Here is a 14,290-nt window from a genome sequence, read left to right as displayed (position 1 = left end):
GGCGTGGAGCGCGATCGCTGTGGGACGCGTCGGAGACGAGACCGCTTAGCTCGGCACGTACACCGCTTCCGCACCGGGTACCGAGACCAGATACAGGCTGATCATCGTAAAGAAGACCATGACGACGATGAAGGGGTACTGACTCCGGATCGCCTGCAGTTTGCCGGGGAACAGGTCGAACGAGACGGTGTGAGAGAGCCAGACCGCGAGGATGTGGCCGATCAGGATTCCGGCGATTTCGACGTAGCCGAACCACGACGTCAGGGCGTACTCCGTCGGGTTCTCGGGCGGGTTCAGCGGCGCGGCGACGGTGTCGATCAGCGACGGCCACAGCGAGATCGAGAAACCGGCGTAGTGGGCGAAGTGATAGCCCGCGGCGATCGCGAGCAGCGGCGCCGCGAACCGGAGTCCGAGGTATCGCCGCGAGAGGTACGTCTCGGCGCGCTCCCGAGTGCGTTCCGCGGCGAACCAGTAGACCGCCCAGAAGACGCCGAACCCGGCCAGCAACAACACGAGGTAGACGAGCCGCGGCGGGAAGCCGAGTCCGACCAGCGCCTCGACCGTTCGGGCGCCGGGGGCGGTCACGACGAAGCCGCTGTAGGTCAGCTCCCAGACCAACGCGAGCACGAACGCGACCAGGGAGACGTCGGTCACCACGTCGTCCTCGCCCAGCCTCGAGCCAGGATACCGCAACTCGAGGCCGTCGTCGGTCCGCTGGATCGGTGCGACGGCGCCGTAGAGCCGGAACCAGACCGAGAGCGGATCTCCCTTCCGAAACCATATCTCGGGGGTAAAGGCGACCGCACCACCGATCGTGAACGTCGAGTAGGCGACCACGACGGCCACGAGCGCGCGCGGCGAGCTACTCAGGGGCGCGACGAGCTCGACCCAGACGAGCGCGAGCAACGCGCCGACGGCGGGCCAGGATCCGAGCCGGTCGGGATACGTCGCGTAGCCGTTGGGGAGCACAGTCGCAATTCGGCGCCACGGGTTGAGCACGGGCCACGGGTTACCGACGGCGTACGTGAAGAGCGTCAACAGCGCACGGCCGCCGACGAACGTCACCAGCACGGCCGCGCTGAAACTGCCGTTCGGCGGCCCGAAGAGTCCGACGACGATGACGAACGCGAGCGCTCCGACGCCGATCGTTCCCAGGAGCAACGACCCGGCCGTTCGGAGCCGCTCGAGCGGCAGGGAGAGCGTATCGTCGTGGTACCGGCCGATGGTCCGCCGGTCGGTCACGAGCATCGTCAGCACCGCCGACGCGCCGATGACGCCGCCGCCGGTCGCGAGGTACAGCCACGTCGGCACCGACGTATCTCCCCGGCTGCCCCCGAGTCCCGCCGCGACGTTACTCGCCGCGACGACGCCGGCGCCGGCGCCGACGGCCAGTACTGCGAGCGCACAGGCGATCCCGACCCGGCGGGCGAACACCGAACGTTCACTCATTAGTAACCAGTTGGACTGGGCTCCCATCTACGTGTCGCTTCCCTCGAGAACCGGCTGCGAAGCTACGTCGAAAGGGGACCGTGACTCGCCGCCGTCGATCGTTTGAGGAAGGTATAAGTGGCCGTCATCCGCATTGTACACCAATGGCTGATATTCGGACGTACACCCTCATATACATCGCACTGGTGGCGCTGGCTACGGGGAAGTTCGTCTTCTTCCACTTCGACGCGTTCAGCTACCAGATGGCGCTGATCGGAACGATCATTCTGGCGATCATCAAGGTCGGACTGATCGCCGGCTACTTCCAACACCTGAAGGAAGAGCCGCGGTCGATCAGCTACATGATGGCCACCGCCGTATTCATGGTCTTCCTGCTGACCATCGCGGCGGGCTACTCCATCCAGTAATCGCGTTCGCCGTTACCGACGACGGTCCTGGAATCCCAGTATCGTCCGCTATCAGCGTTTAATTCTGTTCGGCTCGAGATCCATTCAGCTTCGATCGTCTCGAGCCATGCGTGTTCTCTAAATCCTCGAGGAACGCCGGTCCTCAGACCGGTTCGAATCGGTAGCCGTCCCAGTCCTGACTCTCCGGTTCGCGGATGCCGGCGCCGGGTTCGCGGAGTTCCTCGACGTAGACGGGTTCGACTTCGTCGCCGGTCTCGATATCGTCGGTCGTCACCTGACCGATCGCGCGGACCGACTCGCCGTCGCCGGACTGCGTCCGACTACTCGAGGCGACGTCAGACGCCTCGCTAACGTCGAATTCGACGACGGCGAGCGTGTTCGGTTCGCGGACGCCGGGCGGCGTCGCCGTGCTCGTCGTCCAGGTGACGACTTCACCGGTGTACTCGCTGAGATCGATCGTTCCGACGGGCTCCGCGCCGCCGCGACTGCGCGGGTGACCGGGGTAGCTGATCGAGCCGTCCTCGTACTCGTAGGCGTCCATGCTCATTGTGTTGCCTCCATGATGGTGGTGATAACGCAGTTGCCGAAGCCGCCGACATTGCAGCAGAGGCCGACGTCGGCGTCGACCTGCCGCGGGCCGGCCTCGCCGACGAGCTGTTCGTAGATCTCGACGCCCTGTGCGATCCCGCTGGCACCCAGCGGGTGGCCCTTCGACTTGAGTCCGCCCGAGGTGTTGATCGGCAGTTCGCCCGTGTCGCGCTCGGTGTACCCCTCCTCGATGAGTTTCCAGGCTTCGCCCTGTTCGGCGAAGCCCAGCCCCTCCATCTGGAGGAACTCGAGGATAGTGAACATGTCGTGGAGTTCGGCGACGTCGATGTCGTCGGGACCGTAGCCGCTCATCTCGTAGGCGCCCTTGCCGCTCTCGACGACGCCGCCCATCACGGTTGGATCCTCCCGCTCGTGGACGACGTGGGTGTCGGTGGCGCCGTCGACGCCCGCAATGACGACGTAGTCGTCCGTGTACTCCTGGGCCGTCTCCTCGGAACAGAGCAGGAGGGCCGCCGAGCCGTCGGTGACCGGACAGAAGTCGTACAGCCGCAGCGGATCCGCGATGATCGGCGACTCGAGGATCGTCTCGACGTCGACTTCTTTTTGGAACTGCGCGTGAGGGTTATCGACGCCGTTCTTGTGGTTTTTGGCGGCGACCCACGCGAGGCTCTCTCGGGGCGCGTCGAACCGCTCGAGGTAGTTGCGTGCCGTTAGCCCGGCGAAGGAGGGCAGCGTGACGCCGTGTTTGTACTCGGCGGGGTGAGTGACCGAGGCGATGATGTCGGTCGACTCGCCGGTCGTCCGATGGGTCATCTTCTCCCCGCCGACGAGCAGGGTCACGTCGCTGGCGCCGCTGGCGATCGACTGCCAGGCGGCGTAGATGCCCGCGCCGCCGCTGGAACTCGTCTGATCGATCCGCTGCGTGTACGCCGGCATCGCGCCGAGGTCGTGAGCGAGGGCGTTCATCACGCCCGTCATCCCCTCGAACTCGCCGCTGGCCATGTTCGAGACGTACAGGTGGTCGACGTCGCCGGCGTCGGCACCCGCGTCCGCGAGACACTTCAGGCCGGCTTCCGCGAGGAGGTCGAGCACCCACTCATCCTCGCGTTGCCCGAACTTCGTCATCGATGCGCCGATGATTGCTACATCTTGCGCTGTTGTCATCCCGTGAACCGAGTAAGACGAAGTTCGGTGTAAAAACACGGCCTTGCGACAACAGGTGAGACGCCTCGGCAGCTATTTACTGCCGTTTCGGTACCGATCGAACCGACTGCTCTGCCGACAATCACCTCGAGGCGGAACGCTGGCACTCGGGGCGTGCGAACCGCATTGACTCGAGCGCCGTCGCTGGTGAGTTGACGAACAGCGAGAAGAAATGGAGTCCGTTAGTCGCCGCCGCCGAACATCTCGCGCATCATCGGGTGCATCTCCATCATCTGCTCTTCAGCGATCTCTTCGTAGAGCTTGTAGGTGATGGAGACGGCCAGCAGCAGGCCGGTCCCGGAGACGCCGCCGATGGTACCGAGCATGTTCGCCCAGACGGCCAGCAGGCCGACCAGTGCGCCGCCGATAACGGTCACCTGCGGGATGTACCGCTCCATGACCTTCTCGATGACGCCGACGTTCTGTCGGAAACCGGGGATCTGCATCCCGGAGTTCTGGATCTGTTTCGCGGTGGCCTCGGGGCCCATGTTGGTCGTCTCGACCCAGAAGATAGCGAACACTGCGCCGCCGACGACCATGAACGTCACGTCGATGGACATCCGGATCAACACCTGCCAGGCGTCTTGCGTGACGCCTCCCATGAACCACATCCAGTCCTGTGGCGAGTAGATCGGCGCGACGTAGTAGAAGAACCCGCTAACAGGCTGGCCGTTGGAGTACGTGCCGAGCCACGCGAGTTCCTGGCCGAACAGCTGGATCGGCCCTTCGCCGTTAGCGCCACCTTGCGTGGCGAGGATCTGTCCGATGAACTGCACGTTCGCCTGCAGCGCGCGAACGAGGATCATCGGCAGGACGCTCGCGTAGATGAGCTTCACGGGGAAGCGACCGCGAGCACCCTTGACGCGGGCGTGACTGAGCGGGATCTCGACCCGCACGGACTCCGCGTAGACGACGATCCCGAAGATCAGCAGCGTCGTCAGCAGCGCGATGAGCTGTCCGCCCTGGTCGGTGACCAGCAGCGTCATCAGCCCGTCGCTGGAGACCAGCGAACCGACCTGAATTTCACCGGTGAAGATCAGGTACCAGTTGTAGAAGAACCCGCCCTGGGTCGGCTGCAGGAACCCGGTGACGAGGCTCTGGCTCACGCTGGCGATGATGAACAGGCCGATCCCGCTACCGACGCCCCATTTGCTGACGACTTCGTCCATGTACAGCAGGAGAATCCCGCCGGCGAAGATTTGGGCGAAGATCAGCACCTGGACCTGCGTCTGATTGAATTCGAGACCGCCGAGACTCAGCGACTGCATAGCCGGAAGGAAGTCGCCGGCGAACACCATCGGGAGCGCGGTCAGCGCCGTCATGATGACGACGAGCAGCTTCTGCAGCCCCTGGTAGAGCACCTGATCTCGGGGGTCGTCGGTATCGAGCCCGAGCAGGTTCGCTCCACCGAGCAACTGCAAGACGATGCTCGCGGTGACGATCGGTCCGATACCGACCTGCAGGATCGAGCCCATCTCGCCGGCCAGCACGGAACGGAACTGACCGAAGAGGTCGTTGGCGCCTCCGGTTTGGACCCCGAGCAGGGCGATGTTCGTCAGGAAGAAGTACAACACGAGGATGCCGGCCGACCACATGAGCTTGCGCTTGAAGGGAACGTGTCCCTCTGGACGGCGCACTGTGGGCATCCGCGTCAAGACCGGTTCGGCGGCTTCCTTCCATCCCATATGTTATTCCTCGTCCTGTTCAGCGTCAGCGTCCGCTTCGGAGTCGTCCTCGGCGTCGTCCTGCGCTCGTTCCGTCAGCAGCGCCTCGCCGCCGGCGGCCTCGAGTTTCTCCTCGGCTGCATCCGAGAAGGCGTCCGCCGTCACCTCGAGGGCGTTGCGGACCTGGCCCGAACCGAGGACTTTCACCTTGTCGACCTCGTGGCCGTCCTCGACGACATCGCGTGCGTCGATCGCGTAGCCGTCGTCGGTCTCTTCGGCCTGCCCCTCGGCGACGTAGAGGATCGCGTCCTCGTCGAGTTTCTGGACGTCGATCTCCGCGACCTCTTCGCGGATGTCGTGGGGGCGCTTGAAGCCGTGTTTCCCCTTCGGTTCGTAGTTGTGGAATTCGTGTTTGCTGCGTCCGGCACGGCCGCGGCCACCGCGGTGGCCCGCACCGCGTCGGTTCTTGTGGGAACCACCGCTGTGGGTGCGCGATCCGCGTTGGCGTCGTTTTTTACTCGTCATGGTTATCGCATCGATTCTAGCAGGTCGTTAATCTGACCCGTTGTATGCTTTCCGAGTTGGCCGCCCTCGGCCGTCGGTTTCTTGATTCCCTCGTGGCCGCCACGCGGGGGGTGGAGTCGCAGCGTCGGCGACAGCCCCTGCTCGCGAAGCGTCGTCTCCTCGGCGAGCAGCGCGTCGGCCAGTGCACCGAAGTCATCGTAGTCGGTGTTGTCGGCCAGCCACTCCTCGTCGACGTCGGACTGTCGACCCTCGAGGGGCTCGGCGCGCTTTTCGAGCACGGTCTCGAGCACCTCGGCGTCGGGTTCGCCGTGTGCGACGTAGTCGTTGACCTTGTGGATCATCCCCGTGTAGGTGTCGGTCTCGGGGACGAGTGCACAGTGGTTGACGCTGTGGATGTTGAGCATCTGCAGCGTGTCCTCGACGTCTTCCTGGCGGTTCACCTCACCGCGTACCTGCACGACAGCCTTCATTACTCACCCACCTCGGCTTCCTCTCGGTTGGGACGCCGTCGCGGGTGGCGCGACTGGGACGCGTTCTCGAGTGCGTTGAACGTCGCTTTCGCGAGGTTGACCGTCGTTCGAGTGTTGCCGTGGCTCTTGGTCCAGGCGTTCTCGATGCCGGCCAGCTCGAGGACGTGTCGAACCGTGTCGCTGGCGGCCAGGCCCAGCCCTTCGGGGGCGGGAATGACCTCGACCTCGACGGAGCCGGCCTTGCCGGTCGTCCGTCGAGTCAGCGAGTGGGGCCGGTCCGAACGATCCTCCCACGACCCGGAGCCGCGGGGAACCTTGATCATGTTCAGCTTCGCGATACCGATCGCCTTCTGGATGGCGGAGCCGACCTGATCGTCTCGGCCTTCCGCGTAGCCGACGTAGCCGTCGCGGTTGCCCACGACGACGACACATCGGAACTTCACGCGGCGTCCGGAGTCGGTCATGCGCTGGACCATGTTGATGTCCAGCACCTCGTCGTCCAGTCCCGGCAGGAGCTGGTCGACGATCTCGGGCTCCTTCAGCGGGAGACCCGAGGCGAGGGCGTCGTCCATCGTGTCGATGTCGCCCTCTTGGACCATCCGACCGAGACGGGTGACGGGTTCCCATCCGCTGTCGTTGTAGTTGTTTCCACTCATTCGAGAATCGCCTCTCGTACCTCGTCGAAGTGTTCTGGTAGGTCCGTTGCGTCGAAATCGCCGCTGTAGAGCGGCTCGTCTCGCTGCTCGGCGTACTCGGCGATGTGTTCGCCGCGGGTACGCGACCAGTCCGCGAGCACGCTGTCGTTGTGCGGGATCTCGAGGCCGGCGTCGATGGCCCCCTCCTGCACCGCGAACACCTTGTTGCCGGGTGTCGCGGTGTTGAGACCGATGTCGAGTACCGCTTCCTCGACGCCGGCCTCGACGGCTCGCTGGCCGGCCAGCAGGCCGGTCAGGTACGCCGCGGAAATGTTACTCGTGGGGGCTTCCCAACCGTACTCCTCGAGATCGCTCGAGTGTGCGCTCGCGAGCGTCTCGTCGCCCTGTGGTCCGGGGGTTATCAGCTGCGCCGTAGTGTGCTTGTTGCTCTTGCGAGCGACGAGGCGCGGTTTGCCCGATTTCAGCAGGCGCAACCTCTGATGGTAGTCCGTCCGGACCTCACGGCGACGCCGCATCGGAACTTTGTATCGTGGTCCTGTCGCCATTATTGGTCACCGTAGTTTTCGTCGATGTAGTTCATCAGGTACCGGACGCTACGGAACTCCCCGCCGCCAGCCTTCTTGTAGAGCTCGCGGTACTGCGTGGGCGTAAGTTCGCCCTTGTCGCGGAGGTCACGCAGCTTCCGTCGCTGTGCGCGAATCTTGTCCTGCCACTCTTCCTTCTCGTTCTGGCGGGCGCCCTTCTTGCCGCGGCGCTTGCCCGGGCCCTTGCGGTGGCCGTAGGCGCGCTTCTCGTTGCGTTCTCGAGCGCGGCCGCGGGAGTTGCCCTTGGCGTCGTCGGCCTGAATGCGACCCTCGTCGACGAGTTCGCGGATTTCGTCGCGAGTGATCGCTTCGGCGATGTCGCTCTGGGCTTCGGGGTCGAGCCAGACGCGGTTCTCTCCGACGTCCAGGACGTCGGCTGCGAGTCGCTTCTGTGCGGAGAGATCAGTCATTGGATTCCACCTCGACTTCCTCGTAGGTCGGGTTCAGGACGCGAACGCCCTGCTCCTCGGCCTGTTCCTCGATCCGTTCGCGCTTGCGCGCGCCGACCGAGGAGGAGATTCGGACCGCCTCGGTGTCGCCGTCGACGCCCTCGAGGTCGTCCGTGTTCTCGACGTAGACTTCCTCGAAGCCGCTGGGGTGTTTGCCCCGAACGGTCTTCGGCGTGCGGTAGCCGGCCTGGACCTTCGGACCCTTGCCCTTGATGCCGCGGCGCTGCTTCGATAGCTGGCCGCGGGGTCGACGCCAGGATTCGGGCGTCCGCTTTTTCTTGTGGTAGTCCTGTCGGTTGAACTGCGGCTTGCCCTCGCTCTTGCGGCGGTTGAGCAGCCGTTGTTCTTCCTCGGAGAGATCGGGCGTCTTCTCGGTCAGCCCACGGGGCTGCAGCTCCGTTTCGACGTCCTCCTCCGGCTCTTCTTCCTCGGCGCCCTCGTCTTCGATCTCGGCCTCGGTCTCCTCGGTGACCTCGAGGTCACCGACGTCGGCCTTGATACGTGCAGCGAGTGCGTTCCCGATGCCCTCGGCCTCGGCCAGGTCGTCCTGGTCGGCCTCTTTGATGTCCTCGATGGACTCGAAACCGGCATCGCGCAGCGCGTCGGCCTTGCTCGCGCCGACGCCGCTGATGTCCTCGAGTTCCTGTGGTTCTTCGTCTGCCATCTATCAGGCACCTCCGGTCGCGGGTTTCTCGGTGATGTAGACCCCGTCCTGGAAGACGCGGGTGTCCTTGCCGCTGACGCGTGTCAGCTGCTCGATGTCTGCCGCCGTCTGGCCGACGTCCTCCTTGTTCGGACCGGAGAGCGTCAGCGCCTCGTCGTCGACGGAGACTTCGGTGTCACCGTGGATAGTCGTTCGTCGCGCTGCCTTTTCGCCGAGGAAGTTCTCGATGACGACCTCGTCGCCCTCCACGCGGACCTGCATCGGGAAGTGAGAGTAGAAGACTTCCATCTTGTACTCCCAGCCCTCGGTCACGCCGTGGAAGGCGTTGGTGAGGTGGCTCTCGAAGGTGCCGACGGTCGCGTTCGTCTTCGCGTCCTCGGACTCGCTTTCGATAACCACGCTGTCGCCTTCGACGTCGACGGTCACGTCGGGGTACCAGAGGCGTCGCGTGACGCTCCCCTCCGGTCCCTCGACGGTTACGTCGAGGTGGTCGATCTCGACGGTTACGTTGTCAGGGGTTTCCAGTTCAACTCGCATTGTTAGTAGACGTATGCGATCACCTGGCCGCCGATTCCCTGCTCACGCGCCTCGTAGTGGCTCATGATGCCACTGCTCGTCGTGACGACGAGCGCACCGAAGTCTCGAGCGGGGAGATAGCGCTTCTCCCACTTCTCGAAGTCCTCGGCACCGGCGCTGTAGCGGGGCTTGACGGGGCCACACTCGTTGATCGCTCCTTTCAATTCGACCTCGAACTGACCGGCTTTACCGTCGTCGACGTACTCGAAGCCGTCGATGTACCCGCGGTCGTAGAAGACCTCGAGCACGCTGCCGATCTCGTTCGAGGCGGGCGTTACCTCGTGGGTGAGATGTCCCACGCTCTCGGCGTTGTCGAGCCCCGAGAGCGCGTTACTGAGTGGATCGTTTCCAGTCATGTTATCGATACTTCTTGAATCCCATGTCGCGAGCGATCTCACGGAAGCACTGCCGACAGAGGTTGATGTCGTACTTGCCGACCAACCCCTGCTTGCGACCACAGCGCTGGCAGGCCTCTTCCTGCCCCGTGCGCTTTGCGGCGTGCTCGCCCGTGCGCTCGTTTTCTACGTCGCTTTCGGTTTCGCTTTCACTCATCGTCTGCCTCCTCGACGGTCACGTCGAAGTTCGCCTCGAGGAACGCGATGGCGTCCTCGGGGGTCAGTCGGTGTCGCGACGGGATCGAGCGGGTGGCTTTGTCGCGCTTGGAGACGCGGTAGCCCGGGCGCACCATGTTGACGGTGACGTCCAGCCCGTAGATCCCGACGTTCGGGTCGTACTCCTGGCTCGGGAACTCGGTGTGTTCCTCGACGCCGAAGCTGAAGTTGCCCGTGTCGTCGAACTGTTTAGCCGAGATGTTCGCGAGCGGCAGTGCCGTCTCGAGGAAGTCGTAGGCGTCGTCGTCGCGAAGGGTAACCTTCGTGCCGATCGGGTCGCCCTGGCGAATGCCGAAGTCGGGTTCGGTCCGTTTCGCCTGGGTCCGGACGCTCTCCTGACCCGTGACCTCTTCGATGATGTCCTCGGCCTTGCCGAGTTCTCGACCGCCCTGACCGACGCCCATGTGGACGACGACCTTCTCGACGCGCGGTTCGCGCATCTCGTGGAACTCGCCGGCGTCAGCTTCGCTCATTCGTCATCACCCGTGAAGTTCTCGTCGATCACGACGATGTACTCCTGAATCGTCTCGAACCCGTCGTCGTCCGTCGAGACGCCGACGGTGTTCGGACCGCTGCCCGGCGTGATGTCGATCGCGTCGATCTCGCCGATCTTGCCGCCGTGGTTGCCACGGACGGCCGTCACGAGCGCGCCCTCCTCGAACGGGAAGTGGGCGACGATCGATTTGTCGTCGTTGTCGACGACGATCGAGTCGGTCGTGTCGTACTCGCTGCCGTCCTCGACGAGGACGTTGGTCCCGTCGTGGAGGGTCAGCTGCGTGTCCCCGCCGGGGACCTGCTGCTTGCCCTCGATCTTGCCGAGGCGGCTTCCGGCGGCGTCCTCGTCGATCTCGGTCAGCGCGAGCCGACCGCCCTCGTCGGGGAAGACGCGGAAGTACTCCTCACGACCGGGGAACGCGACGATGTCGAAGATGCCGATCGGTCGCTTCTCGTCGTTGATCGGCTCCCCGTTGACGAGGATCGCGTCCTCGCTCAGGGCGTATCGCGCTTCCTTCTTCGAGTCGACGTAGCCGAGGACGTCCCGCAGCAAGACGACGAGGGGAACGCCCTCTTCGCCGTGCGGGCCGGCGCCGGCCTTGACCGTGAACGTCTCCGTCTTGCGTTCGACCGGCCAGGACTTCGGTACTGACAGTCGTTTCTGGTGTTTCGTCATTCGCTATCACCTTCGAGGCGTGCCTCGCGACGCTCGTCCTCGAGGTCGAGCTCCGTGATACGGACGTTCGACGGGTCGAGCGGTCGCGGCACCTCTTCGCCGTCGGCCGTCTCGACCGTCACGTCTTCGACGTGAATCGTTCCGTCCTCGAGGATCGCGCGCAGGACCTCGCCTTCGTCGCCGGCGTGGTCGCCGCGCAGGACCTCGACCGTGTCGCCCGCGTTGACGCGGGTTCGACGGGTGTCGTACTCCTCTCGGAGCTCGTCGGACAGCGTCGCGTGGAGCTGCTTCTGTCGCTTGTGCAGCGGTGCACGCTCCGTCTGATTTCGCTGTTTGGATGGTTGTTCGCTCATATCTATACGATCATCGTCGCCGTAGAGGCGATTGCTCCGAAGCGTTCTGCGACTTCGCGGGCGATCGGCCCCTTGATCTCCGTCCCGCGGGGCTCCTCGTTCTCGTCGATGATGACGGCCGCGTTGTCCTCGAACTTGAGGCGGGTGCCGTCGGGCCGGCGGATCGACTTCCGCTGGCGGACGATCACTGCCTCGAGGACCTGGCGGCGCATCTCGGGGGTACCCTTCGTGACCGAGACGGTCACCTTGTCACCGAGTCCCGCCTTCGGCTGGCGGTTCTTGGTGCCGTGGTAGCCCGAGACGCTGATGACCTTCAGTTCACGCGCGCCAGTGTTGTCGGCGCACGTGATCAGGGATCCCTTCTTCAGACCCTGGGTGACGTCGGCTTTCATCGCCTCCATCACTGATCACCCTCGTCGTCGCCCGCGAAGTCCTCGGCCGACAGCTCCGGCTCAGGTTCGGCCTGGCCGGTGAGGTCGGCGACGTCCTCCGCGGTCGCTTCTTTGGTTACTTCGACGACCACGTGCGATTTGGTCTTCGACAGTGGTCGGGTCTCTGCGATCTTGACCGTGTCACCGACCGAGAGCGGCTCGAGCACGCCCGGCACGTGAGCCGGGATGCGCGAGCGTCGCTTCATGTAGCGGTCGTACTTCGGAACCGCTACGTCGTACTCTCGTTCGACGACTACGGTCTTGTCCATGTCCGTCGAGACGACGGTTCCCTCGAGGATCTGCCCTCGAACGGGAAGGTCGCCGTAGAACGGACACTTCTCGTAGTCGTATTCCTCCGGGTTTTCTGGTTCCGGAGGGGTTTCAACGTCTAGTCCTATTGCCATGGTGAGTCACCATTCGTTTCCGTGCGTCGGGCGGGTCGTGAGAGCAGTCGCGATCCATCGACCGTAACGTAGGCCACGTCCTCGCCAGCAGCGTGGCGGTGGTCTCGCGAGGGACCATCGCCACGACAGCTGTCGGTATCACCGACAGCTCCGTCTGCGGTGTCCGATTGCTCGGTCTCCACAGGTTGAGTGTTGGCCAGTTTGGACGCGGTCCCCGACCCCTTCTCGAGGTCGGCGGCGTCATCTGTGATCGCGAACTCGAACGTCGAGCCCGATTTCGGCACCATCACTACCCGAGACTCGCCGCTCTCACGGATTTCTATGGAGAGGGTGTTAGTCGTCTCGATGACGACTCGACCCTCCAGACCCACCCGCGAGGAGTCGTCGCTCTCGACGACTCGCACGGGGAGTCCGTTGAGTTCGTGTCGCGGCAGTGTCTCGGGTGTCAGTGCCATTGTGTGTCGTTATTCGTCGTCCGCTTCGCCCTCGAGGTCGCCCTCTTCACGCTGGATCGTCTTGATCCGCGCGATGGTGCGACCGAGCTCGCCGATGCGGCCCGGATTCTCCGGGGCGCCACCGGCGGCGAGGACGGACTTCTGGTTCAGCAGTTCGGTCTCGAGTTCCTCGAGCTCCTCTTCGCGTTCGGCGGGCGTCATGTCGCGGATCTCTTCGACGTGGAGGATCGCCATCAGGCGTCACCTCCCTCGTCTTCGTCCGCGTCAGCGTCGGCCTCTTCCTCGTCCATCTCGGCGACGAGTTCCTCGGCCTCGGCTTCGACGTCCTCTTCGAGTTCGTCCAGGTCCTCTTCAATCGGCGACTCGTCGGGGACCTCGACGTCTTCCTCGTCCTCGCCGGCGACCTCTTCCTCGATGACTTCCTCGACGGATTCCTCGTCGATCTCGGGTTCGGTCTCGGCGGCTTCGTCGGCCGAGGCTTCGGCGCCTTCGGCGCTGGCCTCGGCGTCCTCGGGTTCGCCCTCGAGGAGTTCCTCGACGCCCTCGGCCTCGTTGGCCTCGACGGCATCGGGGACGAGTTCCTCGGGGTCCATCTCTTCGTGGATCTCGAAGTCGTCGGGGAGCTCGGCTCCCGGCGGGATGATCTTGACGTCGACACCGATGGTGCCGAGCTTCATGACCGCGACGCCCTGGCCGTGGTCGACGACCTCTTCGGCGGGCTCGCCGTTGTGCTTGATGTAGCCGCGGTTGAACTTCTCGACGCGCGATCGGGCGCCGGTGACCTTCCCGGAGAGGACGATCTCGGCGCCGAGTGCGCCGGCTTCCATGATCCGGTCGATCGTCGTGTGACCGGCCTTCCGGAAGTACCAGCCCCGCTCGAGTGCGTTGGCCAGTCGGTCCGCGACGATCCGTGCGTTGAGGTCAGGTTCGTCGACCTCCTGGACGTCGATCTGGGGGTCCTCGAGGTTGAACTTCTCCTCGAGGGCCGTCGTGACCTTCCGGATGTTCTCGCCACCTTTGCCGATGACCATCCCGGGCTTCTCGGCCTTGAGGACGATCTGGGTTCCCATCGGCGTCTTGGCGACGTCCATGCCACCGTAGCCCGCGCGGCCGAGCTCTTCCTGGAAGAACTCGTCGATCTGGGACCGCTGCAGGCCGTTCTCGATGAATTGGTGTTCGTCAGCCATTAGCTATCGTCCTCCGTTGTTTCGTCGACTTCTTCGACGACGATCTCGACGTCGACCTCCGGCGTGTTCCACGAGGACGCCCGCCCCATCGCACGGGGCTTGCGGCCGACGGACTCGCCGACCTTGTGGGCGGCGACGTGGACGATCTCCATCGAGGCGCCGTCGAATCCCTGGTGGTCGGCGTTGGCCTCGACGTTCTCGAGGAGGTCGAGGAACTCCCCCGAGACCTTCTCGGGGTACTTGCCGGCGTCCCAGCCGTCGATGTCCGATCGGTGACCGGCACCGGCGTTGTGGGACTTGAACGGAACCGACTGCTCTTCGTCGATGACGCTTTGGAGATACTCCTGGGCCTCCTCGACGGTGCGACCCTTGATCGCGCGAGCGACCTCCTTGCTGTGCTTGTTGCTCATGTGACGCTCCCGGAGCATCGCTTTCGCGGTCTTGTCCGGGTCCGCGTCGACTGAGTAGTTGATTCCCATACG

General features: G+C 64.4%; 23 protein-coding genes. 1 reads left to right on the top strand and 22 read right to left on the bottom strand.

Annotated features, from left to right (window positions below; translation table 11 throughout):
• Positions 1–45 precede the first annotated feature (45 nt).
• A complete protein-coding gene (locus HTUR_RS11075; protein ID WP_012943410.1) occupies positions 46–1,476 on the bottom strand; it encodes a hypothetical protein in 1,431 nt (476 codons plus the stop codon).
• A 116-nt stretch (positions 1,477–1,592) separates the two neighbouring features.
• On the opposite strand from HTUR_RS11075, the gene HTUR_RS11070 reads away from it, so the two are divergent.
• Positions 1,593–1,856, top strand: coding sequence for a cytochrome C oxidase subunit IV family protein (locus HTUR_RS11070; protein ID WP_012943409.1), 264 nt, complete (start codon positions 1,593–1,595; stop codon positions 1,854–1,856).
• A 142-nt stretch (positions 1,857–1,998) separates the two neighbouring features.
• Here HTUR_RS11070 and HTUR_RS11065 read toward each other — a convergent pair whose 3' ends face one another.
• The 21 genes from HTUR_RS11065 to HTUR_RS10965 form a co-directional block, all read right to left on the bottom strand.
• Positions 1,999–2,403, bottom strand: coding sequence for a hypothetical protein (locus tag HTUR_RS11065; protein WP_012943408.1), 405 nt, complete (start codon positions 2,401–2,403; stop codon positions 1,999–2,001).
• A complete protein-coding gene (locus HTUR_RS11060; RefSeq protein ID WP_012943407.1) occupies positions 2,400–3,569 on the bottom strand; it encodes a thiolase family protein in 1,170 nt (389 codons plus the stop codon). The genes HTUR_RS11065 and HTUR_RS11060 overlap by 4 nt, the downstream gene beginning before the upstream one ends.
• Positions 3,570–3,790: 221 nt before the next feature.
• The gene (gene secY, locus HTUR_RS11055) at positions 3,791–5,293 is read right to left on the bottom strand and encodes a preprotein translocase subunit SecY (RefSeq protein ID WP_012943406.1); all 1,503 of its coding nucleotides are present in this window, start codon (positions 5,291–5,293) and stop codon (positions 3,791–3,793) included.
• Between the two features lie 3 nt (positions 5,294–5,296).
• The gene (locus HTUR_RS11050) at positions 5,297–5,797 is read right to left on the bottom strand and encodes an uL15m family ribosomal protein (protein WP_012943405.1); all 501 of its coding nucleotides are present in this window, start codon (positions 5,795–5,797) and stop codon (positions 5,297–5,299) included.
• A gap of 2 nt (positions 5,798–5,799) precedes the next feature.
• Complete coding sequence (locus HTUR_RS11045; protein WP_012943404.1) at positions 5,800–6,267, bottom strand: 50S ribosomal protein L30; 468 nt, start codon at positions 6,265–6,267, stop codon at positions 5,800–5,802.
• Positions 6,267–6,923 (bottom strand): 30S ribosomal protein S5, encoded by a 657-nt coding sequence (locus HTUR_RS11040; RefSeq protein ID WP_012943403.1) that lies wholly within the window; start codon positions 6,921–6,923, stop codon positions 6,267–6,269. Before HTUR_RS11040 ends, HTUR_RS11045 begins: the two co-directional genes overlap by 1 nt.
• Positions 6,920–7,468 (bottom strand): 50S ribosomal protein L18, encoded by a 549-nt coding sequence (locus tag HTUR_RS11035; protein ID WP_012943402.1) that lies wholly within the window; start codon positions 7,466–7,468, stop codon positions 6,920–6,922. The genes HTUR_RS11040 and HTUR_RS11035 overlap by 4 nt, the downstream gene beginning before the upstream one ends.
• Positions 7,468–7,917, bottom strand: coding sequence for a 50S ribosomal protein L19e (locus HTUR_RS11030; RefSeq protein WP_012943401.1), 450 nt, complete (start codon positions 7,915–7,917; stop codon positions 7,468–7,470). The genes HTUR_RS11035 and HTUR_RS11030 overlap by 1 nt, the downstream gene beginning before the upstream one ends.
• Complete coding sequence (locus HTUR_RS11025; protein WP_012943400.1) at positions 7,910–8,620, bottom strand: 50S ribosomal protein L32e; 711 nt, start codon at positions 8,618–8,620, stop codon at positions 7,910–7,912. The genes HTUR_RS11030 and HTUR_RS11025 overlap by 8 nt, the downstream gene beginning before the upstream one ends.
• Positions 8,621–8,623: 3 nt before the next feature.
• Positions 8,624–9,157 carry a 50S ribosomal protein L6 gene (locus HTUR_RS11020; protein ID WP_012943399.1) on the bottom strand — a complete coding sequence of 178 codons (534 nt, stop codon included), beginning with the start codon at positions 9,155–9,157 and terminating at the stop codon, positions 8,624–8,626.
• Between the two features lie 2 nt (positions 9,158–9,159).
• Positions 9,160–9,552 carry a 30S ribosomal protein S8 gene (locus HTUR_RS11015; RefSeq protein ID WP_012943398.1) on the bottom strand — a complete coding sequence of 131 codons (393 nt, stop codon included), beginning with the start codon at positions 9,550–9,552 and terminating at the stop codon, positions 9,160–9,162.
• A 1-nt stretch (position 9,553) separates the two neighbouring features.
• On the bottom strand, positions 9,554–9,748 hold the full coding sequence (locus tag HTUR_RS11010; protein ID WP_008894881.1) for a 30S ribosomal protein S14: 195 nt from the start codon (positions 9,746–9,748) through the stop codon (positions 9,554–9,556).
• Positions 9,741–10,280: a 50S ribosomal protein L5 gene (locus tag HTUR_RS11005; RefSeq protein ID WP_012943397.1), complete on the bottom strand. Its 540-nt coding sequence runs from the start codon at positions 10,278–10,280 to the stop codon at positions 9,741–9,743. Before HTUR_RS11005 ends, HTUR_RS11010 begins: the two co-directional genes overlap by 8 nt.
• Complete coding sequence (locus HTUR_RS11000) at positions 10,277–10,978, bottom strand: 30S ribosomal protein S4e (protein WP_012943396.1); 702 nt, start codon at positions 10,976–10,978, stop codon at positions 10,277–10,279. The genes HTUR_RS11005 and HTUR_RS11000 overlap by 4 nt, the downstream gene beginning before the upstream one ends.
• The gene (gene rplX, locus HTUR_RS10995; RefSeq protein ID WP_012943395.1) at positions 10,975–11,331 is read right to left on the bottom strand and encodes a 50S ribosomal protein L24; all 357 of its coding nucleotides are present in this window, start codon (positions 11,329–11,331) and stop codon (positions 10,975–10,977) included. Before rplX ends, HTUR_RS11000 begins: the two co-directional genes overlap by 4 nt.
• Before the next feature lie 2 nt (positions 11,332–11,333).
• Complete coding sequence (locus HTUR_RS10990; protein WP_008894885.1) at positions 11,334–11,732, bottom strand: 50S ribosomal protein L14; 399 nt, start codon at positions 11,730–11,732, stop codon at positions 11,334–11,336.
• Positions 11,732–12,166 carry a 30S ribosomal protein S17 gene (locus HTUR_RS10985; RefSeq protein WP_012943394.1) on the bottom strand — a complete coding sequence of 145 codons (435 nt, stop codon included), beginning with the start codon at positions 12,164–12,166 and terminating at the stop codon, positions 11,732–11,734. The genes HTUR_RS10990 and HTUR_RS10985 overlap by 1 nt, the downstream gene beginning before the upstream one ends.
• Positions 12,157–12,621, bottom strand: a complete 465-nt coding sequence (locus HTUR_RS10980; RefSeq protein WP_012943393.1) for a ribonuclease P protein component 1 — start codon at positions 12,619–12,621, stop codon at positions 12,157–12,159. The genes HTUR_RS10985 and HTUR_RS10980 overlap by 10 nt, the downstream gene beginning before the upstream one ends.
• Before the next feature lie 9 nt (positions 12,622–12,630).
• On the bottom strand, positions 12,631–12,855 hold the full coding sequence (gene rpmC / locus HTUR_RS10975; protein WP_012943392.1) for a 50S ribosomal protein L29: 225 nt from the start codon (positions 12,853–12,855) through the stop codon (positions 12,631–12,633).
• Entirely contained in the window at positions 12,855–13,808 is a 954-nt protein-coding gene (locus HTUR_RS10970; RefSeq protein WP_012943391.1) for a 30S ribosomal protein S3, read from the bottom strand. Before HTUR_RS10970 ends, rpmC begins: the two co-directional genes overlap by 1 nt.
• Complete coding sequence (locus tag HTUR_RS10965) at positions 13,808–14,287, bottom strand: 50S ribosomal protein L22 (protein WP_008894890.1); 480 nt, start codon at positions 14,285–14,287, stop codon at positions 13,808–13,810. The genes HTUR_RS10970 and HTUR_RS10965 overlap by 1 nt, the downstream gene beginning before the upstream one ends.
• Positions 14,288–14,290 lie beyond the last annotated feature (3 nt).

Source organism: Haloterrigena turkmenica DSM 5511 (assembly GCF_000025325.1).
Taxonomy (GTDB): Archaea; Halobacteriota; Halobacteria; order Halobacteriales; family Natrialbaceae; genus Haloterrigena; species Haloterrigena turkmenica.
The sequence above is the reverse complement of the archived record's forward strand: the minus strand, read 5'-3'. Positions and strand labels throughout refer to the sequence as shown.